General features: G+C 61.6%; 22 protein-coding genes and 1 tRNA gene. 11 read left to right on the top strand and 12 right to left on the bottom strand.

Features of this window, described 5'->3' with window-relative positions:
- Positions 1–34: 34 nt before the first annotated feature.
- The 4 genes from JCM17207_RS00120 to bilQ all read right to left on the bottom strand — a co-directional run bounded on the left by JCM17207_RS00120 (position 35) and on the right by bilQ (position 2,927).
- Positions 35–427, bottom strand: a complete 393-nt coding sequence (locus JCM17207_RS00120; protein WP_238315422.1) for a pyridoxamine 5'-phosphate oxidase family protein — start codon at positions 425–427, stop codon at positions 35–37.
- Positions 428–501: 74 nt separating this feature from the next.
- On the bottom strand, positions 502–1,848 hold the full coding sequence (gene brnQ / locus JCM17207_RS00115; protein WP_238315421.1) for a branched-chain amino acid transport system II carrier protein: 1,347 nt from the start codon (positions 1,846–1,848) through the stop codon (positions 502–504).
- 243 nt (positions 1,849–2,091) lie between these two features.
- Positions 2,092–2,418, bottom strand: coding sequence for a hypothetical protein (locus JCM17207_RS00110; RefSeq protein WP_238315420.1), 327 nt, complete (start codon positions 2,416–2,418; stop codon positions 2,092–2,094).
- A gap of 53 nt (positions 2,419–2,471) precedes the next feature.
- Positions 2,472–2,927: a bilirubin utilization transcriptional regulator BilQ gene (bilQ, locus tag JCM17207_RS00105; protein WP_238315419.1), complete on the bottom strand. Its 456-nt coding sequence runs from the start codon at positions 2,925–2,927 to the stop codon at positions 2,472–2,474.
- Between the two features lie 169 nt (positions 2,928–3,096).
- On the opposite strand from bilQ, the gene JCM17207_RS00100 reads away from it, so the two are divergent.
- From JCM17207_RS00100 to bilS, 7 genes are all read left to right on the top strand, one after another.
- On the top strand, positions 3,097–4,011 hold the full coding sequence (locus JCM17207_RS00100; protein ID WP_238315418.1) for a helix-turn-helix transcriptional regulator: 915 nt from the start codon (positions 3,097–3,099) through the stop codon (positions 4,009–4,011).
- A gap of 2 nt (positions 4,012–4,013) precedes the next feature.
- The gene (locus JCM17207_RS13775; protein ID WP_309295396.1) at positions 4,014–4,643 is read left to right on the top strand and encodes an MmcQ/YjbR family DNA-binding protein; all 630 of its coding nucleotides are present in this window, start codon (positions 4,014–4,016) and stop codon (positions 4,641–4,643) included.
- Between the two features lie 3 nt (positions 4,644–4,646).
- Positions 4,647–5,297 (top strand): GyrI-like domain-containing protein, encoded by a 651-nt coding sequence (locus JCM17207_RS00085; RefSeq protein ID WP_238315417.1) that lies wholly within the window; start codon positions 4,647–4,649, stop codon positions 5,295–5,297.
- A complete protein-coding gene (locus JCM17207_RS00080) occupies positions 5,294–5,848 on the top strand; it encodes a DUF3795 domain-containing protein (RefSeq protein WP_238315416.1) in 555 nt (184 codons plus the stop codon). The genes JCM17207_RS00085 and JCM17207_RS00080 overlap by 4 nt, the downstream gene beginning before the upstream one ends.
- A gap of 28 nt (positions 5,849–5,876) precedes the next feature.
- Positions 5,877–6,326, top strand: coding sequence for a flavodoxin family protein (locus JCM17207_RS00075; RefSeq protein WP_238315415.1), 450 nt, complete (start codon positions 5,877–5,879; stop codon positions 6,324–6,326).
- 162 nt (positions 6,327–6,488) lie between these two features.
- Positions 6,489–7,604 (top strand): bilirubin reductase, encoded by a 1,116-nt coding sequence (gene bilR / locus JCM17207_RS00070; RefSeq protein WP_238315433.1) that lies wholly within the window; start codon positions 6,489–6,491, stop codon positions 7,602–7,604.
- Positions 7,605–7,607: 3 nt separating this feature from the next.
- Positions 7,608–8,090, top strand: a complete 483-nt coding sequence (gene bilS, locus JCM17207_RS00065; RefSeq protein WP_238315414.1) for a flavodoxin family protein BilS — start codon at positions 7,608–7,610, stop codon at positions 8,088–8,090.
- Positions 8,091–8,194: 104 nt separating this feature from the next.
- Here bilS and JCM17207_RS00060 read toward each other — a convergent pair whose 3' ends face one another.
- The 8 genes from JCM17207_RS00060 to JCM17207_RS00025 form a co-directional block, all read right to left on the bottom strand.
- Entirely contained in the window at positions 8,195–8,953 is a 759-nt protein-coding gene (locus tag JCM17207_RS00060; RefSeq protein ID WP_238315413.1) for a MerR family transcriptional regulator, read from the bottom strand.
- 186 nt (positions 8,954–9,139) lie between these two features.
- Entirely contained in the window at positions 9,140–11,086 is a 1,947-nt protein-coding gene (locus JCM17207_RS00055; protein ID WP_238315412.1) for an oleate hydratase, read from the bottom strand.
- 141 nt (positions 11,087–11,227) lie between these two features.
- Positions 11,228–11,800, bottom strand: a complete 573-nt coding sequence (locus JCM17207_RS00050) for a TetR/AcrR family transcriptional regulator (RefSeq protein WP_238315411.1) — start codon at positions 11,798–11,800, stop codon at positions 11,228–11,230.
- A gap of 129 nt (positions 11,801–11,929) precedes the next feature.
- Positions 11,930–12,005, bottom strand: a tRNA-Thr gene (locus JCM17207_RS00045).
- Positions 12,006–12,135: 130 nt separating this feature from the next.
- Positions 12,136–13,347: an AraC family transcriptional regulator gene (locus JCM17207_RS00040; protein ID WP_238315410.1), complete on the bottom strand. Its 1,212-nt coding sequence runs from the start codon at positions 13,345–13,347 to the stop codon at positions 12,136–12,138.
- Between the two features lie 170 nt (positions 13,348–13,517).
- A complete protein-coding gene (locus JCM17207_RS00035; RefSeq protein ID WP_238315409.1) occupies positions 13,518–13,694 on the bottom strand; it encodes a hypothetical protein in 177 nt (58 codons plus the stop codon).
- A gap of 79 nt (positions 13,695–13,773) precedes the next feature.
- Positions 13,774–14,169: a TM2 domain-containing protein gene (locus tag JCM17207_RS00030; RefSeq protein ID WP_238315408.1), complete on the bottom strand. Its 396-nt coding sequence runs from the start codon at positions 14,167–14,169 to the stop codon at positions 13,774–13,776.
- Positions 14,170–14,218: 49 nt separating this feature from the next.
- Positions 14,219–15,736 (bottom strand): MFS transporter, encoded by a 1,518-nt coding sequence (locus JCM17207_RS00025; RefSeq protein WP_238315407.1) that lies wholly within the window; start codon positions 15,734–15,736, stop codon positions 14,219–14,221.
- Between the two features lie 411 nt (positions 15,737–16,147).
- On the opposite strand from JCM17207_RS00025, the gene uidA reads away from it, so the two are divergent.
- The 4 genes from uidA (at position 16,148) to JCM17207_RS00005 (ending at position 23,701) form a co-directional block, all read left to right on the top strand.
- Positions 16,148–17,968 (top strand): beta-glucuronidase, encoded by a 1,821-nt coding sequence (gene uidA, locus JCM17207_RS00020; RefSeq protein WP_238315406.1) that lies wholly within the window; start codon positions 16,148–16,150, stop codon positions 17,966–17,968.
- 51 nt (positions 17,969–18,019) lie between these two features.
- A complete protein-coding gene (locus tag JCM17207_RS00015) occupies positions 18,020–20,257 on the top strand; it encodes a glycoside hydrolase family 3 N-terminal domain-containing protein (RefSeq protein ID WP_238315405.1) in 2,238 nt (745 codons plus the stop codon).
- Positions 20,258–20,294: 37 nt separating this feature from the next.
- On the top strand, positions 20,295–21,146 hold the full coding sequence (locus JCM17207_RS00010; RefSeq protein ID WP_238315404.1) for an SDR family oxidoreductase: 852 nt from the start codon (positions 20,295–20,297) through the stop codon (positions 21,144–21,146).
- Positions 21,147–21,454: 308 nt separating this feature from the next.
- On the top strand, positions 21,455–23,701 hold the full coding sequence (locus tag JCM17207_RS00005) for a glycoside hydrolase family 2 protein (RefSeq protein WP_238315403.1): 2,247 nt from the start codon (positions 21,455–21,457) through the stop codon (positions 23,699–23,701).
- The last annotated feature ends 59 nt before the right edge of the window (positions 23,702–23,760 follow it).

The following is a 23,760-nucleotide window of genomic DNA, read 5'->3' as shown; positions in this document are numbered from 1 at the left end:
CGCGGCGGTTTTGTATGTTTGGGTTTCCCCTGCCTCAGAATGTAACCACCCGTTCCGGCTCGGTGAAGGAGGAGAAGGTGGCGGTGGCGTTGGTAAGGGCAAAGATCTGGGTGTTGCCGTCGCCGGGGGCATACATGGCCCGCAGGCTGGGATAGGCCGCCAGCATATGCTCCTGAGCCTCAATTTCGGGTACCTCCACTGCGGTGGCGGCCAGCCGGAGCCACCGCCCCTCATGGAAGCCGCAGATCTCCACCCGGGGGTGGGCCAGCATCTGCTGGGAGACCTTCTTGCTTTTCCCGGTCTGGATGGTCAGCTGCCCGTTGTAAAGATCTACGGTACCGAAGGGCCGCACCCGGGGCTGATCCCCCTCCAGGGTGGCCAGATAGTAGGTGCCGCAGGCTTTCAGGAACGCATAGACTTCTTCCATAAAAAGAACCCTCCTTCTGTTTTTCTCTGGTTCTATTGTAACCGGCAGGGGGCGGGGGTGTCAAGGCGGGCTTTTCAGGCTGCCTTTCTCTGCCCCAGGCGGTCAAAGACCAGCCCCAGGGCCAGGCCCAGCAGGGCGGGGCAGACCCAGCCGAAGCCCTTGTCCGCCAGGGGCAGCCACTGGGTCAGCCGGAGCACCGGCTCCAGCTTCAGGGCGTCTTGCGCCCCGGCGGGCAGCGCCCCCGCCAAGTCCAAAAGGGCCGCCGGGATAGTGCAGCCCACCGTCCAGGCCAGGACGGTGCGGCTGTTGCCGAACAGTTTGCCGCCCAAGGTCAGCAGGATCAGCACGATGGACAAAGGGTAAAGGAACATCAAAACCGGCACCGAATAGGCGATGATGGCGTCCAGGCCGAGGTTCGCCAGCAGGAGGGAGAGGGCGCAGAACACCACCGCCCAGACCGGGTAGGACGGCCCTGCGGGGAACAGCCGGACGAAGGTTTCGCCGCAGCTGGTGATTAGCCCCACCGTGGTCTTGAGGCAGGCCACGGTTACGGTAGCCGCCAGGATCAAACCGCCGGCTCCGCCGAAATAATACCGGGCAATCTGGGCCAGAGCCTCGCCGCCGTTGGGGGCAGCCTCGAACATTCCCCGGCTCTGGGCGCCCACCACCGCCACCAACAGGTAGATCAGGGCCATCAGCAGGGCGCTGAACACCCCGGCCCGGATGGTGTCCCGGGCGATCTGCCCCGGCTCGGTGACCTCCAGCCGCCGGATGGCGTCCACCACGATGATCCCGAAGGCCAGCCCTGCCAGGGCGTCCATGGTGTTGTACCCCTCCAGCAGGCCGGTGGCAAAAGCGTCTGCGGCGTAGGCCCCGGTGGGGGCGATCTGGCCGATCTCCCCCAGGGGCGCGGTCAGGGCCCGGACCAAAAGCACCGCCAGGCAGCTCAGAAACAGCGGGTTCAGAACCTTGCCGATCCAGGTCAGGATCTCTCCCGGCCGCAGGGAGAAAAAGAGGGCCACCCCGAAGAACACCACCGAGAACACCGCCAAAGCCAGGCTCTCGTTGACCCCGGGCAGCAGCTGCTGCAACCCTACCGTATAGGAGACGGTAGCGCACCGGGGAATGGCGAAGAAGGGGCCAATGGTCAGATAGAGCAGGCAGGTGAAGAAGAGGCCGTATTTCCGGCCCACCCGGCTGCTCAGCCCCAACAGGCCGTCGGCCCGGCTGATGCCCAGGGCCGCCACCCCCAATAGGGGCAGGCCCACCCCTGTGACCAGAAAGCCCGCTGTGGCCACCCAGACGTTCCGGCCGGCCAGCTGGCCCATGGACGCCGGAAAGATCAGGTTCCCCGCGCCGAAAAACATACCGAACAACATACTCGCCACCGCGAGCAGTTCCTGGAACTTCAGCTTTTTCATGGTAAGATGCCTCGTTTTCTCCGCCTGTTGCTGCCGGGGCGGATAAGATAAAATGAGTATACCGCATCCGGGCCCCTTTTGGCAAATCCAAACCGGGCCCCGAGCGCATAAAAAAGCCCCGCGCCCTTCCGGAAGAGGGAAAGGCGCGGGGTGCAAGCAACCGGCGCTGGCGGCGCAGCGCCCTCAGTGGGGGAGGCGGCTTTCGCCGCGTAAATGCCGCAGAAAGAAGGTTAAATCAGCCGTTTACTTCAGCTCGTTCCACTGGCTCTTGATGAACAGGCCGGTGATGCCGGGCACCAGGGCCGAGCCGATCAGGGACATGACCAGGGCCATGCCCAGGCCCAGCTGGGCCATGTTCTGGGTGACGCCCACAATCAGGGAGCCCACAGCGCAGACGCACATGACCAGGTACCCCGCCTTGCGCTGGGCGAACAGCAGGGCGCACAGCCCCAGGATGGAGACGACGGCGATGGCCACCGAGAGCCAGCGGCCCTCCGAGAGATTCAGACCGGTGGTGCAGACGCAGAGCACCAGAGCGACCCAGAGCCAGATTTTGGTTGCAGTTTTCATGTAAAATGTCCTCCGTTGAATGTAGATGGTTTTTGGCGGTTGCGGGTGCCGGGTCAGCGGCCCTCTCCGGGCTGCCGGACCACGGCAGGCGGGCAGGCGGCGGGCGCCTCCCGGCGGGGGGCCAGCTTCTGGAGCAGGGCGAACAGAGTCTCCCGTTCCTCGGCGGTCAGAGCGGTCAGGTGCTGGGCGTCCCAGTCAAAGAACACCTGATGGCTGATCTCGAACGCCTCCCGGCCCTTGTCGGTCAGGTTCAGCTGGTAGTGGCGGCCCACCTTCTCTTTGGTGAGGAACCCGTTTTCCACCAGCTTGGTGATGCACCGCTGGGAGTGCCCCCAGTCCAGGCGCAGGGTTTGGGTCAGGTCCGAGGGAGTGGCCCCGGGGTGCTTGCCCACATAGATCAAAAAGAACAAAAGCCCGAAATGCAGCCCCAACTTCTCCAGCTTTTCGCTGGTGTAGGCGGTGAAATCCCGATAAAAGACCGAGGAATAATAGGCGAGGGTGTTGAACATGGGGGAAGCTCCTTTCTTAAACTTGACGAGATCAAGTATACAATGCTTATTTGACTTTGTCAAGTATCAATTCAAAAAAATTTTATCCAAACAGGACAGACAGGTGTCGCGTCCCCGTGGTATAATGGCCCCAAACAATGGCCCGCAGGGCAGAGAGGGGGGTGTCCCAGTGAAAACCGAACGTTTGATCGGGATTCTTTCCCTTTTGCTCCAGCAGGAGCGGGTCACAGCGCCGGAGCTGGCCCAGCGGTTCGAGGTGTCCCGCCGGACCATCCAGCGGGACATCGAGGCCCTGAGTTTGGCGGGGATTCCCCTCTGCACCACCCGGGGCCCCGGCGGGGGCATCTCGATTCTGGAGGGTTACCGGGTGGACCGGACGGTCCTGACCTCGGGGGAGATGCAGGCCATCCTGGCGGGGCTCCGCAGCCTGGACAGCGTCAGCGGCACCCGGCGGTATGCCCGGCTGATGGAAAAACTCTCGGCGGGTTCGGGCAGCCTGGTGCCCGGGGGCGGCCATCTCTGGATTGATTTATCCTCCTGGTACAAAACCAGCCTGCCCCCTAAATTTGAGACCATCCGCACCGCCATTGAGGAGGGCCGGGTGATCCAGTTCCGGTATTACGCCCCCAAAGGGGAGTCGGTGCGGCAGGCGGAACCCTTTGAGCTGATTTTCCACTGGTCGGCCTGGTACGTCTGGGCCTTTTGCCGGGGGCGGCAGGATTTCCGGCTGTTCAAGCTCAACCGGATGGAGGAATTGACCCTCACCGATCTGCCCTTTGAAAAGCGGCCGGTGCCCCTGCCGGATCTCAGCTGTGAGCGGATTTTCCCCGGGGGCATCCGGGTCAAAGCCCTGTTTGAACCCAGCTGCAAATGGCGGCTGGTGGAGGAGTTTGGTTCCGGCTGTTTTGCGGCCCAGTCCGACGGGCGGCTGCTCTTCCAGGTGGACTACACCGACCCGGAGGAGCTGCTCCGGTGGCTGCTGACCTTCGGGGATCAGGTGGAACTGTTGGAACCGGCGGAACTCCGGGCCCGGCTGGCCCAGCGGCTGGAACGCGCCCTGAACCTTTATCGAAAGGAGACTTGACCATGCGCTATACCTGGCTGGACGAATACCTGCTCCAAAAGCGGGGGGTCACCAAAGATTTGCAGCCGGTCTGGAACTGGGTCCGGTACATGATCGGCGGGCGGATGTTCGCGGCCGTCTGTTTGGATGAGAAAAACAAGCCCTATTACATCAACCTCAAGCTGGAACCCATGGAGGGGGAGTTCTACCGGGCCCAATACCCGGACGTGATCCCCGGTTATTATTCCGATAAACTCCACTGGAATTCCATCCGGCCGGATGGGGCGGTGCCGGATGAATTGCTCCGGCAGATGCTGGACCAATCCTATGCCCTGGTTCTGGCGGGCCTGCCCAAAAAGCAGCAGCGGGCGGCCCTGGGGCTGACGGTCTGCGGTTCCGAGTGCGGTTCCTGTGAGCTCTACGGCCAGAGCTGCCCCGGCTGCAACGAGGCAGCGGGCCGGGTGTTCCACGCCCCGGCGGGCAAACCCTGCCCCATCTATGGCTGCTGCGTGAATAAAAAGCATCTGGCCACCTGTAAGGGCTGCCCCCAGCTGCCCTGCGCCATCTGGCAGGCGGTGCGGGACCCCAGCCTCACCGAGGAGGAGTTCCGGCAGGACACCGCCCGGCGGGTGGAACGGCTGAAAGGAGTCTGAGCCATGGCCTTTGACTATAAGAAGGAATATAAGGCGTTTTACCTCCCGCCCAAAACCCCGGGCCTGGTCACCGTCCCCGCCATGAACTTTCTGGCGGTCCGGGGCCAGGGGGACCCCAACCAGGAGGGCGGTGCATACAAGCAGGCCCTGGGCCTTTTGTACGGGGTGGCCTATACCCTCAAAATGAGCCAGCGGAGCGGCCACACGTTGGAGGGGTGGTTCGACTATGTGGTGCCGCCCCTGGAGGGCCTCTGGTGGCAGGAGGGGACGTTGGGGGTGGACTACACCCGCAAGGCGGATTTCCAGTGGATCTCCCTCATCCGCCTGCCCGAGTTTGTCACCCGGGAGGCCTTTGACTGGGCCGTCCGGGAGGCTGCCCAAAAGAAGGGGCAGGATTTTTCCCCGGTGGAGTTCTTTTCCTGGGAGGAGGGGCTCTGCGTCCAGTGTATGCACCTGGGGCCCTACGACGACGAGCCCGCCACCGTCCGGGCCATGGAGGAATCCGCCCGGGCCCAGGGGTATGCCCCCGATTTTGGGCCGGGGCGGTTCCACCACGAGATCTACCTCAGCGATGCCCGCCGCTGCAAGCCGGAGCGGCTGAAAACCGTCATCCGCCACCCGGTCCGGAAAATCGAACAGGAGGAAACCCCATGAAAGGCTTTGAACGGAAAGAAACCCGGTTCTCCCTCTGCGGGCTGAACTGCGGGCTCTGCGTCATGCGCACCGGGGGCTATTGCCCCGGCTGCGGCGGGGGCCCGGGGAACCAGAGCTGTGCCCTGGCCCGGTGCTCTCTCACCCACGGCGGGCCGGAATTTTGCTGGGAGTGCGCCGAATACCCCTGCCATCGGTACGAGGGGTTCGACCGGTGCGACTCCTTTCTGTCCCACAGCACCCGCCAGAGGGACATCGCCCGGGCCCGGGAGCTGGGGCTGCCCGGGTACCTGGCCGAGTTGGACCAGCGGCGGGAGATTCTCCGCCAGCTGATGGAGGGGTGGAACGACGGCCGCCGGAAAACCCTCTTCCATACCGCGGCGGTGCTGCTGCCCCTGGAAGAATTGCAAGGGGTGATGGCGGCCCTGCCGCAAGGGGACGCCCTGCCCATCAAGGAGCGGGCCAAAGCGGCCGCTGCTCTGCTGGAAGAGGCCGCCGCCCGCCGGGGCCTGAGCCTGAAACTGCGCAAACGCCCCGAAAAAGAGCAAAAATGAGCTGTTTATAGTGAGGAGGAATCCACCCATGAAAACCGCAATCTGCTATTATTCCCGCCACCACGGCAACACCTTAAAGGTCATCGAAGCCATGGCCCAGGAGGGGGAGGCGGAGCTCATCGACGTACTCTCCCGCCAAGTTGTCCGGCTGGAGGAATACGACTGCATCGGCTTTGCCTCGGGGATCTACGGCTTCCAGTACCACAAGGCGGTGGAGAACTTTGCCCGGCAGTACCTGCCCCAGGGCAAACCGGTGTTCTTCGTCTGCACCTACGGGGGCGCCAAGGGCCGGGGAGCCGGGGCTCTGGAAGAGATCGCCGCCCAAAAGGGCTGCCCGATTCTGGGAGAATTCAGCTGCCCGGGGTACGACACCTTCGGGCCCTTCCGGCTGGTGGGGGGCATCGCCAAGGGCCGCCCCAACGCCGTGGATTTGAAGCGGGCCCGGAACTTTTTCCGGCAGATCCAGGCCGGGCGCTGAGGGCTTTTCCGGGGCGGCGGGGGCTGTCTCGGAAATTTTTTGCATTTTCACTTGACTTTATCAAGTTGTTGGGTTATACTTGACTTCGTCAAGAGAAAGGACGGCGCCCGAAGGGCCCGCCCGTACATCCTAAAAAAGATAGATAGAAAGAAGGAGAGTTCCATTTCCACCTGTGAGATTCTTTCCAGCCCCCTGAATTACGGCGGGCTGACTTTAAAAAACCGGATTATTTTTGCCCCCACCACCCTGGGCCTGTCCCAGGAAGAGCAGTTGGAGCGGCTGCGGCAGATCGCCGCGGGGGGCTGCGCCATGATCATCCTGGGGGATGTGCCGGTGCTGCCCCACGGCTTCGGCCCCTCTCTCTACACCAAAAAGGGCCGGGCCTGGTACCGGGCCGTGGCCGACGCCGTCCACGCCGAGGGCTGTCTGCTCTGCGCCCAGCTCCACCAGTCGGATTCCAACATCAAGGCCATGCTCAAATACATCCCCGGTGTGCTCACCAAACGGATCTCCATGGAGCAGCTGCGCCCCCTGCTGAACCAGGAGGTAGGGCCCTACATCACCGGCCTGCCCACCCGCAAAATCAAGGAGATCACCGAGGGCTTCGGCCGGGCGGCGGAGCTGGCGGTGGAAGTGGGCTTCGACATGGTGCAGGTCCACGGGGACCGGATGTGCGGCAGCTTCAGCTCGACGGTCTTCAACCACCGCACCGACGAATACGGCGGCAGCCCCGAGAACCGGGCCCGCTTTGCGGTGGAGGCGGTCTCGGCCATCCGCCGCCGTCTGCCCAATCTGCCCATTGACTACAAGCTGGCCGTCCGCCAGGAGAACCCCCACTACGGCAACGCCGGCGTGTTGGAGTCGGAGTTGGGGATCTTTGTCCCCCTGCTGGAAAAGGCGGGGGTCACCAGCTTCCATATTGCCCTGGCCAATCACGGGGAACTGGCCGACACCATTCCCCCCGCCCGTCACCCGGAATTCGGGAAGGAAGGGTGCTTCCTGAAATTCTGCGACCAGGTGCGGGGCCTGACCCGGCTGCCGGTCTGCGGGGTGGGCGGCCTCACCGACCCGGAGTTCATCGAAGCCCAGCTGAAAGCGGGGCGGATCGACTGCGCCGCCATGAGCCGCCAGCTCATCGCCGACCCGGCCTGGCCCCGGAAGGTGATGGAAGGCCGGCCGAAGGAGATCCACCGCTGTGTCCGCTGCAATAAAGAATGTCTCGGCGGGATGATGGCCCACCGGGGTGTCCACTGCATCTATGAGAGAAAGGGGTCCTGAAACATGCGCTACGCCATTGTGTACAGCAGCCGGACGGGGAACACCGCCCTGCTGGCCCAGGCCATCCGGGAGGCTCTGCCCGGGGAGGAGTGTCTCTACTTCGGCCCGCCGGACCCCCAGGCCCTGGCCGCCGACCGGATCTATGCCGGGTTCTGGACCGACAAGGGCAGCTGTGACGAGGCTATGGGGGCTTTCCTCCGCAGCCTGGAGGGGCAGCAGGTCTTTTTGTTCGGAACCGCCGGGTTTGGCGGCGCCCCGGCCTATTTCGAGCGGATTCTGGCCCGGGCGGGGGAGAACCTGGCCCCCACGGTCCAGCGGGTGGGGCAGTATATGTGCCAGGGGAAAATGCCCCAGGCCGTCCGCACCCGGTACGAGGGGATGGAGCCGGGGCCCCGGCGGGACGCCATGCTGGCCAATTTTGACCAGGCTCTCAGCCACCCCGACGCCCAGGACCTGGCCCGGCTGAAAGAGGCCGTCACCGGCTAAAAATATTCCTAAAACCAAAAAAAGCCCCGGCGGGCGCTGTCCAAAAGACAGCCCCGCCGGGGTTTTTCACTTGATCGAGAATAAATGTGGAAAATTCTATTCTCTTACCGAATCCAGTGGGCCACCGCGTCCCGCAAAAACCGGGCGCAGCCGGGCTGGCTCCGGTCATAGTAGGCGGTGAACCGCTCGTCCAGCACATACAGCTCGGCGATGCCCCGGTGTTTCTCGGGGGAGTAGTGGTTCCCGGTGAGGGTGAGCCACCGGCGGTGGAGCCCGGCGATGGCCTGGCCCTCGTCGCTCTCGGGGGAAAGCCCCGCCTGAACGGCAGCTTCCAGCCGCTCCTGAATCTCCCGGCCCAGACCGGTCCACTCCCGGTACTGTTCCTGGGTCAGGTTCATCACGGCGGCGTTGGCCTCGTCCACCTCTTTGTCGCCGTACTTGGCGCGGATCTCTGCGCCGTAAACCTCCTCGTTATGGGCGATCGTGCGCTGCTTGAACGCCTCAAATTTCTGCTCGTCCATCATATTCTCGCTCCTTTCCAGGGTTCCGATGGTGCGCTGCACCGACCGGATCAAACGTTCCAGCTGGGCCTGCTTTGCCTCCAGCGCGGCCAGATGGCTCCGCAGGGCGGCCAGACGGTCAAAGGAAGGGGAGTCCAGACATTCTTTGATCCGGGCCAGCTCCACCCCGAGGGCCCGGTAATAGAGGATGTCCTGCAGCCGGTCCACCTGGGCCGGGCCATAGTAGCGGTAGCCGCTGGGGGCCACCCGGCTGGGTTTCAGCAGGCCGATCTCGTCGTACCAGCGCAGGGTGCGGGTGGACACCCCCGACAGGCACGACAGCTGCTGAATGGAATATTCCATGGGCTTCTCCCTCCTTTGAGCTCATTGTACCAGTTGACGCGGCGGCAGAGTCAAGCCTTTTTTACGTTCTTTTTAGTATACCATGGAAAATCAAGAAAGGGGCTGCTGCACAGCGTTGGCTGGCAGCAGCCCCTTCCTTGCGGAGTAGGAGAAAAAGGGGAAATCAACAGGGACAGAAACGTTTTCTCAGAACATTCCGTCCCGGAGGATAGCGTGTTCCCGCAGAAGGTCCTCGATGACCGTGCCGCGGATGGCGTTCAGCAGGGGTTTCTTGAGCAGGTTCAGGGGCCCGGGCAGCTGGATGTCCAGGGGGGACTTGCCGTCCATCAGGCAGACGGAGCTGTCCAGCAGGGCACGGATGTCGTAGACGCTGCCCCAGACCTCGGGCACGCCCCGGTCCACCCCCAGCAGACCGTAGACGGCCTCCATGGCGGTGCGGACCGAGTACTCGGTGGTAAACACCGTGTCCCGGGGGGTCTCGGCGAACTGGCCCAGGAAGGCGAAGTTCACGCACCCGTCGGGGATGACGTCGGGCCGGTCGCCCTTGGTGCGGGGCATAAAGAAGGCGGTGATATAGGGCATCATGGTGGGCACGCAGACGGCGCTCTCCTCCGCCAGCTGGGGGATCTGCTCGACGGGCACACCGATGTGGTAGAGCCACTCCTCGGTGATCTCCTTGCCGGTGCACTCCTTCATGGGCTTTTTCACATAGTCGCCGGGCACGTCGGTGAAGAGGCCGTACACCCAGATGCAGACCTTTTCGGGGTCCTGTTCTTTAAACTGGCCCTGCCGGTTGATGGTCCAGCTCAAAAGCCACTGGGAATCCTTGCAGCTGACGATGCCGCCGGTGACCACTTTGCCGGTGCGGGGATCCCGCTTGCAGATGTTGGTGATATAGGGCAGGATCTTGTCGTCCAGGGTGGTGATGGTGGCCGACTCCCAGTTGGTCTTGGAGATGTCGGAGCAGAACTTCTCCGGCCGGCCGAAGGCGGGGTCCTGCTTGGCGATGTTCTTCCACAGGTTCCAGCAGCCGCTGGTCCGCACCTCGGCGTCCCCGTTGGGGGCGTGGTTCTGGTCGCCGTAGATGGTGCCCTCGGTGCAGGAGCCGTTGGTCACAAAGACCAGGTCGTTCTCGGTGAGCAGGATGCCCTTCTCGGCTCCGTGGACCCGGCACTCCAGGGCGGTGGCCACCTTGCGGCCGTTCTTCTTTTCAAAGAGGACGTTGGTCACCTCGGTGCCGAACTGGAAATCCACCCCCGCGGCCTCCAGGTACTTCTGCATGGGCAGGATCAGGGATTCGTACTGGTTGTACCGGGTGAACTTCAGGGCGCTGAAATCGGGCAGCCCGGCGATGTGGTGGATGAACCGCTGGAAATAGAGCTTCATCTCCAGGGCGCTGTGCCAGTTTTCAAAGGCGAACATGGTGCGCCAGTACAGCCAGAAGGTGGAGGAAAAGACATCGTTGTCGAACACGTCCTCGATGGTCTTGTCGTAGAGCTCCTCGTCGGGGGTCATGAAGAGTTTGACGATCTCCATGCAGCCCTTCTGGCTCAGGCCGAACTTGCCGTCGGTGTGGGCGTCCTTGCCCTGCTGGACGGTGGCGCGGCAGAGGGAGTAGTTGGGGTCGTGCTTGTTCAGCCAGTAGAACTCATCCAGCACCGAGGCGCCCGGCACTTCCAGCGAGGGGATGGACCGGAACAGATCCCACAGGCACTCGAAATGGTTTTCCATCTCCCGGCCGCCCCGCATGATATAGCCCCGGCTGGGGTCAAAGATGCCGTCGCAGGCACCGCCCGCGATCTCCATAGCTTCCAGAATATGAATGTGGCTGCCGGGCATCTGGCCGTCCCGCACCAGGAAACAGGCGGCCGCCAGGGCGGCCAGGCCGCTGCCCACGATATAGGCGTTTTTGTCGTCTACCCCGGCGGGCTTTTCGGGCCGGGCAAAGGCCTCGTAGTTGCCGCTGGAATAGTAGATGCCCTTCCGGTTTTTCTGGTGGCGGCCCAGCTCGGTGTTGCGGTAGCCGCTGTCCTCTTCCGGCGCGGCGGCGGGCTTTTTATTGGCCAGCAGAACAGCGCCTGCACCGGCCAGACCGGCTGCGACGCCCAGGGCTGCAATCTTCTTTCGGTTCATAAACAAGAGCCACCTTTCTAAAATCATGCTGCATATACAGTGTGGAATCGTTTGTGTGGCTCTATACTACCCCGATGGCGGCGGGCCCGCAATTTACAAAAAGGGCCGGATGATTAGTTTTTAATCATCCGGCCTGTTTTGTCAGGTTTTTCTCTGGCGCTCGGCTTCAAAATTCTGGATGGCGTGGGAGACGCTGCCCTGCATCAGGGTACAGATCTTGCCCGCAATGATCCGGTAATCCGCCGTCATCCCCTGGCGGATCCAGTCCAGCAGAATCCCCACAAAGCTGTATTTGTAAAACTCGGCGATAAAGGCCTTGTCTGCTTCTGAAACAGCCGAGCCCTGGCTCTTTTCCTCCACCACTCCCCGGATCAGCCCGTAGGTCAGCTGAAAGAGGAACCGCTCCATCTGGTCCCGGTTGATGCAGCGATAGGCGTTCAGCACAAAGGTCTTGTTTTCCAGCACCGCCTCAAAGATCTGCAACAGCCCCTCCTGCCAGGTGTCGTAGGTCTTTTTCCCCGCCAGCGCCCGGGAGGCGTCCTCGACGCAGGCCCATTCCACCAGGTCGTAAATGTCCTTGAAGTGGTAGTAGAAAGCCATCCGGCTGATGCCGCAGTCGTCGGTGATGTCCCGGATGGTGATTTTGTCCAGGGGCTTTTTCAGCATAACGTGCTTGAGCGAGGCTTCCAGTGCCTGTTTGGTGGTGTGGGACATGGGGCGGCCCTCCTGTTGCAGTTTTCGTTCTGAGAACTATTATACCGGAAATCGGGCCCGCTGCAACTGTTTTGCCGGAACCGCAAAACAAAAACGCCCGGAACGTGAAAGTTCCAGGCGTTTTCCTTATGGAGCTGCTATCCAGATTTGAACTGGAGACCTCATCCTTACCAAGGATGCGCTCTACCAACTGAGCTATAGCAGCAAATGACCACGAGCGATATTATAGCACAACTTTTTCGGGTTTGCAAGCCCCTGCAAAAATTTTTTACAAAAAACTCCACAGAAGCGGCTGACCTCTGTGGAGCGGAACTTTGTTTTAAAAAGGGGAGGGCTTACCGGTCGTGTTTTTCCCGGCGGTAGCGGGTGGGGGTCAGGCCGGTGGCGCTCTTGAACAACTTGGTAAAGTAGTTCACGTCCAGGATCCCCACATCCTCGGCCACCGAGGCGACGGTGGCGTTGGTGGTCCGCAGCAGGTTGGCCGCCCGGGCCATCCGCTGGGTGCTGATATAGTCGGTCAGGGTCTGGCCGGTCTCCTGTTTAAAGACGTTGGAAAGATAGCTGGGGCTGATATAGCACAAAGCCGCCAGACTTTTCAGGGAGAGGGTGCTGTCCAGGTGGAGGTTGATGTGGTTGATGACCTTTTGGATCAGGGGGCTGTACTGCTGGAGAGAATACTGCTGGACGTACATGCAGTATTCCCGCACCATATCCCGCTGGACCCGGTGGCAGTCCTCCTCGGTGACGATTTCCTCGCTTTGCAGGGAGTACTTGGTGGAGATCTGGTCGATATAGTAGGGGTGGACGCTGGCCCGTTCGATGGCCTTGCGCAGCAGGGTGTTCAGGATGACCGTCAGGTTCTTTTGATCCCGGATGGGGTTGGAGAACCGGGGCTTGAGCCGGAACCGGGCCAGAGCCTCCAGGGCCGAGAGGGCGGTGGCGGTGTCCCCCTGGGTCACGGCGTCCAGGACCCGGTTTTCGGCCGCATACCGCTCGGCCACCAGCTCGGCGGGCAGATTGTTCTTGAAGTCCGGCAGGTCAAAGCACCGGATGTCGGGCAGGAAGTTCAGGGGCATGAACTCCAGCCACTCCTGGCTGGCCAGGTCGCCGTCCGGGTAGAGCAGGGACACCATGGCGTAGAGCATGTTTTTCAGGATATCGTTGTCCACCACCCGCACCGCGTTGTAGTACTCCCGGATGACCTGGTTGGCGGCAGCGTCCAGATTTTTTTCACACCATTCCACCTTCTCGGCCGACTGGGCGCCGCTGGACCAGGGGCCCACACAAAGCAGGGTGTCGGGCTGGTCCGGCAGGAAGAAAAAGGCGAAGTGCAGCTCGAACGCACCCTGAGCAAAGACCAGGGTCTTGGGCGGCACCTGCTGGAACAGCAGCCGGCCGAAATCCTGCCAGTCAAACTGTGGATCCAGCGCTTTTCGCAGACCGTAGTCAAAGTTTTCGATCCCCTCGAAAGGCGGGGTCATAACCGTCAAATTGATGTTGTAAGATGCGGTGAGCTTTTCCAGCATCTGCATGAATTCGATTTTCAAAAAGGCTCCCCCCCCCCACTCTTTTGGTTTCCCGGGCCGATGGGCCGGGCTGTCGCTTCCCCCTCAAAAAGCTCTTGGGGGCTAAACTGATATTTCAGTTTTATATTATAACACAAAACCCCTGCCGGGGAAAGCCCGACAGGGGAGACGTTTCAGAACGGGAGCGGGGGTTATTTTTTCTTATTCTGGGAGTTCTGTTTTTTGCGGTCGGGGTTTGCCTGCCGGTGGGCCAGCATATACCGGTGGATGGCGGGCACAACCACTGCAATGACTGCAAGCACCAGGAGAACCTCGAGGCTGGGGGCTTCGTGGTTTGTGTTGAACAGGGTGCTGATGAACTGATCCATGGGGGTGTCCTTTCTGCCGCAGGGGGCCAGCAGCAACACAGCCCGGAGCTGGTCCAGGGCCCCGGGCTGTGAAGGAGAGTTATAACCAGATAATACCGTTTTCGTCCGCTTTCATGGGGATGACGATCATCGCATCAATGATCGTCATTGCCATGGAGAAACCGGTCCAGCAGGTCAGCAGGTAGACTGTTGCGGTGAACCACTGTTTGGCATAAAAGCGGTGGAGGCCGAAGGCGCCCAGAAGGCACAGCCAAAGATAGGTTTTTTTCTTAATCGGCTGTTTGATCCGCCGCTCGCGGGCCGTCAGAATGTAATCGATTGCGCGCCCGAGAGCATTCAGGTTTTCAGAAGAATCGGGGATTCCCTGCTGTTTTTTCAGGGTTTTCAGTTCTTCTTCGGCCACGATAAAATCGGAAATATCGGGCCCTTTGCCTTTTTGTGCGGCCTTGTCGGTGTTCGGATTCCGTTTACCCAATGGTTACTACCTCGATTTTACAGATTTGTTTGCGCGCAGAAGAGGGGGATTACTGAGCGTTCATAGCCTTTTCCTTGATGGCGACGATCTCGTTCTGGATGGAAGCCATCTTTTCCTTAGACAGGGGGTAGAACTTCATAGCGATCAGGTTGCAGATCAGGCCCAGGATCAGCATGCCGTAAGCCAGGAAGACGACGCCCAGCTTCAGCTGCGGGGTGACGACGTCACCCATAACCGGGTTGTGATCGGTGAAACCGCAGGCCGCGAAGACCAGGCCGGCGATCATGGGAGCAAAGGAGGAGACCATCTTGTCGACGAAGGAGAACAGGGTGCCCATCAGGCCGGGGACGTACTTGCCGGTACGGTAAACCTCGTAGTCGGCGCAGTCGGCGGTCATGGGGATGACGATGTTGCCCGAGATGCCCTGGAAGCCGGCGGCCACAACGGTCAGGAGGATGTGGAGGATCAGGAAGTAACCCCAGTTCAGGGTGCCGGCCACGGGATCGATGGTCATAGAGGTGGGATCGCCCAGCAGCCACAGGGCGCTCAGCAGCAGGTTGGTGACGATGCCGCCGATGGAGCCGACGACCATGGCTTCCTTCTGGCCCAGACGGGTGGCCAGGGTGGAGATGGCCAGGAAGGTGACGATGCAGGAGGGAATGGTGGTCATTGCGGTGACGGTACCCTGCAGCAGGGTGGAGCCGGCGATGCAGGCGAACAGAGCGACGTTGACGGCGCCGGTCTTGGCGGTAGAAGCCAGCTTATCGGTGGAGGCAGAGAGCACCAGCATCTGGATGGCGCGGTTGCCCTTCAGGGTGTCCCAGTAATCCTTCAGGCCGATCTTGATGGCCTTGCCGGTGCCGAAGAACTCGCTGCGGTCCTTGGGAGCGATGGCGATGACGGCCAGGACGGTGAAGATGCCGGACAGGACCGCGGTGAACAGCCACAGCTGGTGGAAGAACTGGGTGCTGGAGTAGCCGCCCACATCCTTGGCAGCGTCTGCCATGTTGGCAGCCACGACGGCCAGGCCGGCGAAGAGGATGGTGTTGTACACGCCGTCAAAGGAGGCGAACAGGGGGCGCTGCTTGGGATCGTTGGTCAGGCAGCTCTGAGCCGACTTGGTGACAACGCACTGGCAGGTGTAGCCCAGGTAGTAGATGCAGTTGATAACGATGAAGAAGATGAAGCGGACGCCGCCCTCGGGCAGCAGGTGGGTGAAGTGGAACATCACAAAGCTGGTGATGCAGAGGATGATGTTGCCGATCACCATGAAGGGGCGGTTCTTGCCGAACTTGCCGTTGGTCTTATCCACCATGAAGCCGACGAAGGGGTCGGTGACGCCGTCCCACATACGCATCATCATGGAGAAGCTGGAGGCCACCACCATGCCTACGCCGACGAAGCCCATCAGGTAGTAGCTGACGTAGGTCATCATGAACATGTACAGGTTGGTGGCGGTGTTGTTCAGCGCGAAGCAGCCGATCCGCCACAGGGGGACGCGGTGAATGCCGTTCTGTTCGTAGTTTTTGTCGTAGAACTTGTCGGGCAGTGATCTGATTTTTGCCATCTCTTTTTCTCCTTTACATATAAGTGCCTTAGCAGCGCCTGGCCCGTATCCCCGCCGGCCGGCTGCCCCGCGCGCACTGGAGCCGACGGCCAATGGAGATAAAGCCTAAAATTGCAGAAATATTTTAACACAGTTCATACTTTGTTCATTAGTAAAATTTCAATGGAAATCCTGATTATTTTGCAAACTTTCCAAAAGTTTGTTGCCTTTGTGCAATCTCTTTTGTATCGAATCCCCAGAATTTCCAAAAATTGTGCGGATTTGGCATAAAAAATTCCTTTCCAATTTTTTGCATGTTATGTGATAATAAGTATAACTATAAATGGTGCGGCGCGCGCCCGGCGGTCAAAACGGGCCCAAAAGGCCCGGGGGCCTGCGCCGCCAACCGAAGAATCAAGGAGGATATTGATTATGATTCAGTCTCTGCTTTACCCCTGTTCTTCTCTGACCCGCCGCGTCCAGGTGTTGGACGGGATGTGGAATTTCCAGTTTGATGCAAAGAGCGAGGGCGTGGCCGCCGGCTGGGCCGAGGGTCTGCCCGCCAGCGTGAAAATGCCTGTCCCCGCCAGCTTCTGCGATTTCTTCACCGATAAGGACAGCCGGGAGTACACCGGCGATTTCTGGTACGAGACCGACTTTTATGTCCCCGCCGAGTGGCAGGGGATGGAGCTGGACATCCGGTTCGGCTCGGTGACCCACCGCGCCCGGGTCTTTGTCAACGGGGTGGAGGTTGCCAGCCACGAGGGCGGTTTCCTGCCCTTCAACGCCCGGGTGACCGATGTGGTCCGTTTTGACGGCCCCAACCACCTGGCAGTGCTGGCCAACAACGAGCTGAACGAGACCATGCTGCCCGCCGGCAAGACCGCCACCCTGGCCAACGGCACCAAGATCAGCGCCCCCTATTTTGACTTTTACAACTACGCGGGCATCCACCGCCCCGTTAAGCTGATGGCCACCCCCAAGGAGTCGGTGCAGGACTATTCCGTGGTCCACAGCCTGACCGCCGACGGCGCTGCGGTGCACTACACCGTCAAGACCAACGGCGACAAGCCGGTGGCCGTTGAGCTGCGGGACGCCAAGGGCGTCAAGGTGGCCGAGGCTTCCGGCAAAGAGGGCGTCCTGAACGTTCCCGGCGCCCACCTGTGGGGCGTCCGCGCACCCTACCTGTACACCATCTGCATCCGCATCCTGGACGGCGAAAAGATTGTGGACGAGTACGCCGAGAAACTGGGCATCCGCACCTTCGAAATCAAGGACGGCAAGTTCCTTTTGAACGGCAAGCCCGTCTATCTGCGTGGCTTCGGCAAGCACGAGGACGCCGACATCCGGGGCCGCGGGCTGGATCTGGCCACCGTCAAGCGGGACTTCGAGTGCATGAAGTGGATCGGGGCCAACTGCTTCCGCACCAGCCACTACCCCTACGCCGAGGAGATGTACCAGATGGCCGATGAAGAGGGCTTCCTGATCATCGACGAGGCGCCCGCCGTCGGCTTTATGGAGAGCACCATGAACTTCCTGGCCGCCAACCAGGGCACCGGCAAGAAGGTGGGCTGGTTCGAGAAGGAGACCACCCCCCAGCTGCTGGTCAATCACCGCCAGGCCCTGGAAGAGATGATCACCCGGGACAAGAACCACGCCTCGGTCATCGCCTGGAGCATCCTGAACGAGCCCCAGTGCACCAGCGAGGGCACCGAAGCCTACTTCGAGAACGTCTTTAATTACGCCCGGGAGCTGGACCCCCAGGCCCGTCCCCGTACTTACGCCGTGGTCATGATGAGCCTGCCCCACACCAGCAAGGGCCAGAAGTACGCCGACTTTATCTCCCTCAACCGCTACTATGGCTGGTACGTCATGGGCGGCTACGGCATCTCGGACGCCGAGGTGGCTTTCCGCAAGGAGATGGACGGCTGGGGCCAGGTGCTGAACGGCCGGCCGCTGATCTTCACCGAGTACGGCGCCGACACCCTGGCCAGCGAGCACAAGCTGCCCAGCGTCATGTGGAGCCAGGAGTACCAGAACGAGTATCTCGAGATGAACAACCGGATCTTTGACAGCTACGATTTCGTCAAGGGCGAACTGATGTGGAACTTCGCCGACTTCCAGACCACCGAGGGCATCCTGCGGGCCAACGGCAACAAGAAGGGCGCCTTCACCCGCCAGCGCCAGCCCAAGGACGCCGCCTACCTGTTCAAGGCCCGCTGGGAGAGCCTGCCCGTGGATTACAAGGGCTGAGAAGTTACGCCCCGTTTGACATTCCATCCTACGATTTGCATGAGGTAAGTTATGGCAAAAAAAGCATCCGACAACCTGAAATACTACCACAACCAGGGCGGCCCCACCATCGCCACCGTCTCCCGCAAGGTCATCGAGAAAGACGGCCTGGTCTTTAAGGACATCGACGGCACCGGCGAGGTGACCCCCGTCAACGACTGGCGTCTTTCCCCCGCCGAGCGGGCCGCCGCCTACGTCAAGACCCTGACCACCGACGAGAAGATCGCCCAGCTGTTCATCTCCGACTGGCGGATGGGCCCCAAGTACTCCAATAGCGATACTCACACCTGCATCCCCGACGAGTCGGGCGTGCTGGATGACGCCACCTTTACCGGCAAGACCATCTTCGGCGCCCAGGAGCTGCCCGGCACCACCACCCTGATCAAGGACTGGTTCTCCCGCCACCTGATCCTCCGCGCCAACCCCACCCCTGAGGACATGGCCGACTGGCTCAACCAGCTCCACGCCGTGGCCGAGGAGTGCAAGCACTTTGTCCCGGTGCAGGTGGCCTCCAACTCCCGCAACGAGAACGGCGAAGTGGTCTTTGGTATGAACGACGCTTCCGGCGTCTTTGCCACCTGGCCCGGCACCATGGGCATCGCCGCCGCCGTCAAGGGCGACAGCCTGGACATCATCGACAAATTCGCTGACTGCATCCGCCGGGAGTGGAACGCCTGCGGCCTGAAGAAAGGCTATATGTACATGGCCGACTGCGCCACCGATCCCCGCTGGCAGCGCACCTTTGGCACCTTCGGCGAGGATCCCGAGCTGATCACGAAGATCTTTGAGCGTCTGATCCCCGGCGTCCAGGGCAGCGAGGAGGGCGTCGTCCCCGAGGGCGTCTCCCTGACCGTCAAGCACTTCCCCGGCGGCGGCGCCCGTGAGAACGGCTTTGACCCCCACTACGCCGCCGGCCAGTGGAACGTCTACGCCACCGAGGGCTCCCTCCAGAAATACCATGTTCCCACCTTCCGCCCGGCGGTGAAGTACAATGCGGCTTCCATCATGCCCTATTATTCCAAGCCCGCCGCGGAGAAGAGCGCCACCCAGACCGACTGCGAGGGCAACCCCTTGGTTATGAACCCCTACGGCATCGCCTACAACAAGGAGTTTGTGGACACCATGCTCCGCAAGCAGATGGGCTTTAAGGGCTACATCAACTCGGACACCGGCATCGTCCACAATATGAGCTGGGGCGTCGAGGCCCTGGATATCCCCGAGCGGATCGGCTTTGCCGTCACCCAGTCGGGCGTGGATGTGATCAGCGGCCTGTTTGACAACAAGGAGGGCCGCGAGGCTTACGACCGCGCCACCAACGGATACTACGACACCCACCCGGTGCCCGCCGGCTTCAAGAAGGAGGACCTGGTCCTTACCGATGAGAGCCTGAACCGCGCCGTCACCCGTACCCTCACCGAGCTGTTCCAGCAGGGTATGTTCGAGAACCCCTACGCCGACCCCAAGAAGGCCGCCGAAGTGGTCGCCACCAAGTCCGACTGGGCCGAGGCTGCCCTGGTCCACCGCAAGAGCGTCGTTCTGCTGAAAAACCAGGGCGTCCTGCCCCTGACCGAGGACAAGCTGGCGGGCAAGAAGGTCTATGCCGAGGCGTTCGCCAAGGAGGCCGAGGCCGCCGAAGCCGCCACCAAGGCCCTGCGGGAGATGCTGACCGGCGTCACCCTCACCGAGGACCCCGCCCAGGCCGACTACGCCATCCTGATGGTCAGCCCCTCCTCCGGCGAGTACTTCAACGCCACCCCGGGCTATCTGGAGCTGGACATCTGCGAGGATAAGACCGTCTGCAACGTGGACAAGAGCGGCAAACCCATGGCCGAGACCCATCAGGAGACCACCCTGGCCGGCGCCAACCGGATCCCCGGCATCGCTGCGGCCGTCCACGCCAACGGCGGCAAGGTGATCGCCAACATCAACTTCCCCCTGGCTTGGATGGTGGGCAACGTGGAGAAGTACGCCGATGCCCTGACCGCCGGCTTCGACACCTACCCCTCCGCCACCCTGGATGTGATCTTCGGCCGCTTCGCCCCCACCGGCAAGCTGCCCATCACTCTGCCTCGCGGCGATGAAGTCCTGGCCGTCAACGCCGAGGGCGTCTGCGCCAGCCCCAACGACGTGCCCGGCTACGACAAGGACCTGTATATGCCGGACAGCCTGAAGGACGAGAACGGCAAGGCCTACGCTTACCGCGACGCAGCGGGCAACTACTACGAGCTGAACTTCGGCCTGAGCTACTGAGCCGCCGGTGATTTGTGAGAGAGAGGATGTTGGAACGATGCAGAAGAATGTACTGGATACCGACCTGCACGGCAAGGTCGCGGTAGTCACCGGCGCGGGGGGCGTGCTCTGCTCCGATATGGCCAAGGTGCTGGCCCGGGCAGGGGCAAAAGTGGCCCTTTTGAACCGGACGGCCTCGAAAGCCCAGGTGTATGCCGATGAGATCGTGGCCGAGGGCGGCGTGGCCAAAGCCTATGGGTGCAACGTGCTCAAAGCCGAGGACTGCAAGGCGGTGGCCGCCCAGGTTCTGGCGGATTTCGGCCCCTGTGATATCCTGATTAACGGGGCAGGGGGCAACAACCCCCTGGCCACCACCGATAAGGAATACTATGAGGACGGGGACATCGACGCCGACACCCGGAGTTTCTTTGACCTGTCTCCCGAGGCGGTCACCGGGGTGTTCGACCTGAACTTTGTGGGCACCGTGATCCCCACCCAGGCCTTTGTTCCCCAGATGCTGGGCCGGGAGGGCTGCTGCATCGTCAATATTTCCAGCATGAACGCCTACCTGCCCCTGACTAAGATCCCCGCCTACTCGGGAGCCAAGGCGGCGGTGAGCAACCTGACCCAGTGGCTGGCGGTCCACTTCTGCCACCAGAACATCCGGGTCAACGCCATCGCCCCGGGCTTCTTCGCGGCCGGGCAGAACAAAAAGCTGCTCTACAACGAGGACGGCACCCCCACCGCCCGGACCGGCAAGATCCTGGCGGCCACCCCCATGGGCCGCTTCGGCGAGAGCGCCGAGCTGGAGGGGGCCCTGCTCTTCCTCGTGAACGAGAAGGCGGCGGGCTTCATCACCGGCATCTGCATCCCGGTGGACGGCGGCTTCTCGGCCTATTCGGGCGTGTAAGAGAATCCCTGTGACGCAATAACCAAAACCAGCGCTGCCGGTATCCCCGGCAGCGTTTTTTTCATGAACGGCAAAGAAAAATCAAGAACCGGCGCAGGAATTTGATTTCAAATTTTGAACTTTTTATGAATCTTCGCCAGAAAGGTTCGACCCTAAAAACCAAAAAATATACAGGTTAACTATAAAATTTTCCTCTCTGTGGCGGGGCCGGACATGCTATACTAAAAGCAAGACAACAGGCCCGGGCCCAAGAGGGGCTATCCTGTGCACCCCGGCCGGGCTTTTGGAAACGAAAGGAGCTGTTTCCCATGCGCACTTCTACTCTGCTTACTTCTGCCCGCTTCGCCAAACAGGGCGAGAACCCCGTTGTGGTGGCCCTGCCCCATACCTGGAACGCCCTCGACGGCCAGGACGGCGGCAACGACTATTGGCGCGGCATCGGCACTTATTCCATTGATCTGCCCGATCCCACCGAGGGCAAGAAACAGTACATCGAGTTCCGGGGCGCTAACCACGTGGCCACCGTTTACTGCAACGGCCGGGAGCTGGGCACCCATAAGGGCGGTTTCTCCACCTTCCGTTATGACCTGACCCCCGCCATGAAGCCGAACGGCAACGTCCTGACCGTGGTGGTCACCAACGCGGCCAGCGAGATCTACCCCCAGGCGGCGGACTTCACCTTCTACGGCGGCCTATACCGTGACGTCAATTTCATCGAGGTGAACCCTGTCCACTTCGATCTGATGAAAGAGGGCACCGATGCGGTGTTCGTCACCCCCCGCGGCTCCGGCAAGACCCGTGTGGACCTGTTCCCTGTGGGCGCTGAGGGGTGCACCGTCAACGTCGAGCTGAAGGACGCCGAGGGCAACGTGGCCGCCAGCGGCTCCGCCCCTGCCGAGCCTCACACCGTCGTCAAGATGGATGTGGCGAACCCCCACCTGTGGGACGGCATGGCGGACCCCTACTGCTACACCGCCGAGGCTTCCATCGTTAAGGACGGCGAGGTCCTGGATACCGTGACCGTCACCTACGGCTACCGCAGCTTCCATGTGGACCCCAACACCGGTTTCTGGCTCAACGGCAAGAACTGCCCCCTGCACGGCGTCTCCCGCCATCAGGACCGCCAGGACAAGGGCTGGGCCATCTCCAAGGCCGACCACGAGGAGGATATCGCCCTGATTAAGGAAGTGGGCGCCAACACCATCCGTCTGGCTCACTACCAGCACGATCAGTACTTCTACGATCTGTGCGACCACACCGGCTTTGTCCTCTGGGCCGAGATCCCCTTCATCAGCCAGTTCATGCCCGGCAAGGAGGCCCACGACAACACCATCAGCCAGATGACCGAGCTGATCGCCCAGAACTACAACCACCCCTCCATCTTCTTCTGGGGCATCTCCAACGAGATCACCATCGGCGGCGAGACCGAACCTCTCTACCGCAACCTCTGCGAGCTGAACGCCCTGGCCAAGAAGCTGGATCCCTCCCGCCTGACCACCATGGCCGAGGTCAGCATGGTGCCCATGAACAGCGAGCACGTCTACATCACCGACGTTCTGAGCTACAACCACTACTTTGGCTGGTATGTGGGCGATGCCGCCGACAACGGTCCCTGGCTGGATAAGTTCCACGCCCTCAACCCCGACCGCTGCCTGGGCGTTTCCGAGTACGGCTCCGAGGCAGTGCTCAAGTGGCACACCGTCAACCCCGAGAACCACGACTACACCGAGGAGTACGCCTGCCAGTACCACCATGATATGCTCAAGACCTTCGCCACCCGTCCCTATCTGTGGAGCACCCATGTCTGGAACATGTTCGACTTCGCAGCCGACGCCCGGGACGAGGGCGGCGTCCGCGGCCGGAACAACAAGGGTCTGGTGACCTACGACCGCAAGATCAAGAAGGATGCCTTCTACATCTACAAGGCCTACTGGACCACCGAGCCCATGGTGCACGTCTGCGGCGAGCGGTTTGTGGACCGCGCCCCCAATGAGCGGATCGTCACCGTTTACACCAACTGCCCCGAGGTGACCCTGGTGGTCAATGGGGTCGAGGTTGCCACCCAGCCCGCCGTGGATCATGCCGTAGTCTTTGAGAATGTGGCTCTGAACGACGGCGCCAACACCGTTACCGCCAAGGCCGGCGATGTTCTGGGCAACACCATTACCCTGAACGGCGTGGCCGAGCACAACTACGCCTACGACCTGCCCGAGGGCAACGAGGCCGCCAACTGGTTCGATGACCCGGCCGCCCGCGCTGCCCGCAAGCCCCTGGAATACCCCGAGGGCTACTACTCCATCAAGGACAAGATCGGCGACCTGATGGCCAACCCCGAGACCGCTGCCATCGTCAAGGCTGCTCTGGCGGCTGCCACCACCGGCGGCGCAATGGGCGCCATGATGAAGAAGGACGATAAGGCCGAAGGCCAGAACGCCATGGGCGACTTCTTCATGATGATGCGCCTGACCGACCTGATCAAGATGGCCGGCCGTGCGGTGCCCGCCGGCGCCAAGCGGGAGCTGAACGAGGCTCTGACCAAGATCAAGAAAAACTGATTTTCCATTCTCCTTTTTTGCATAGACCAGCGCCAAAAGGGGCGGGGGGGGGGGGGGGG

Origin of the sequence: Faecalibacterium gallinarum (genome assembly GCF_022180365.1) — a bacterium.
Lineage (GTDB): Bacteria > Bacillota > Clostridia > Oscillospirales > Ruminococcaceae > Faecalibacterium > Faecalibacterium gallinarum.
Note: the sequence above shows the minus strand (reverse complement) of the source record. Positions and strands in the feature narration are given on the sequence as shown.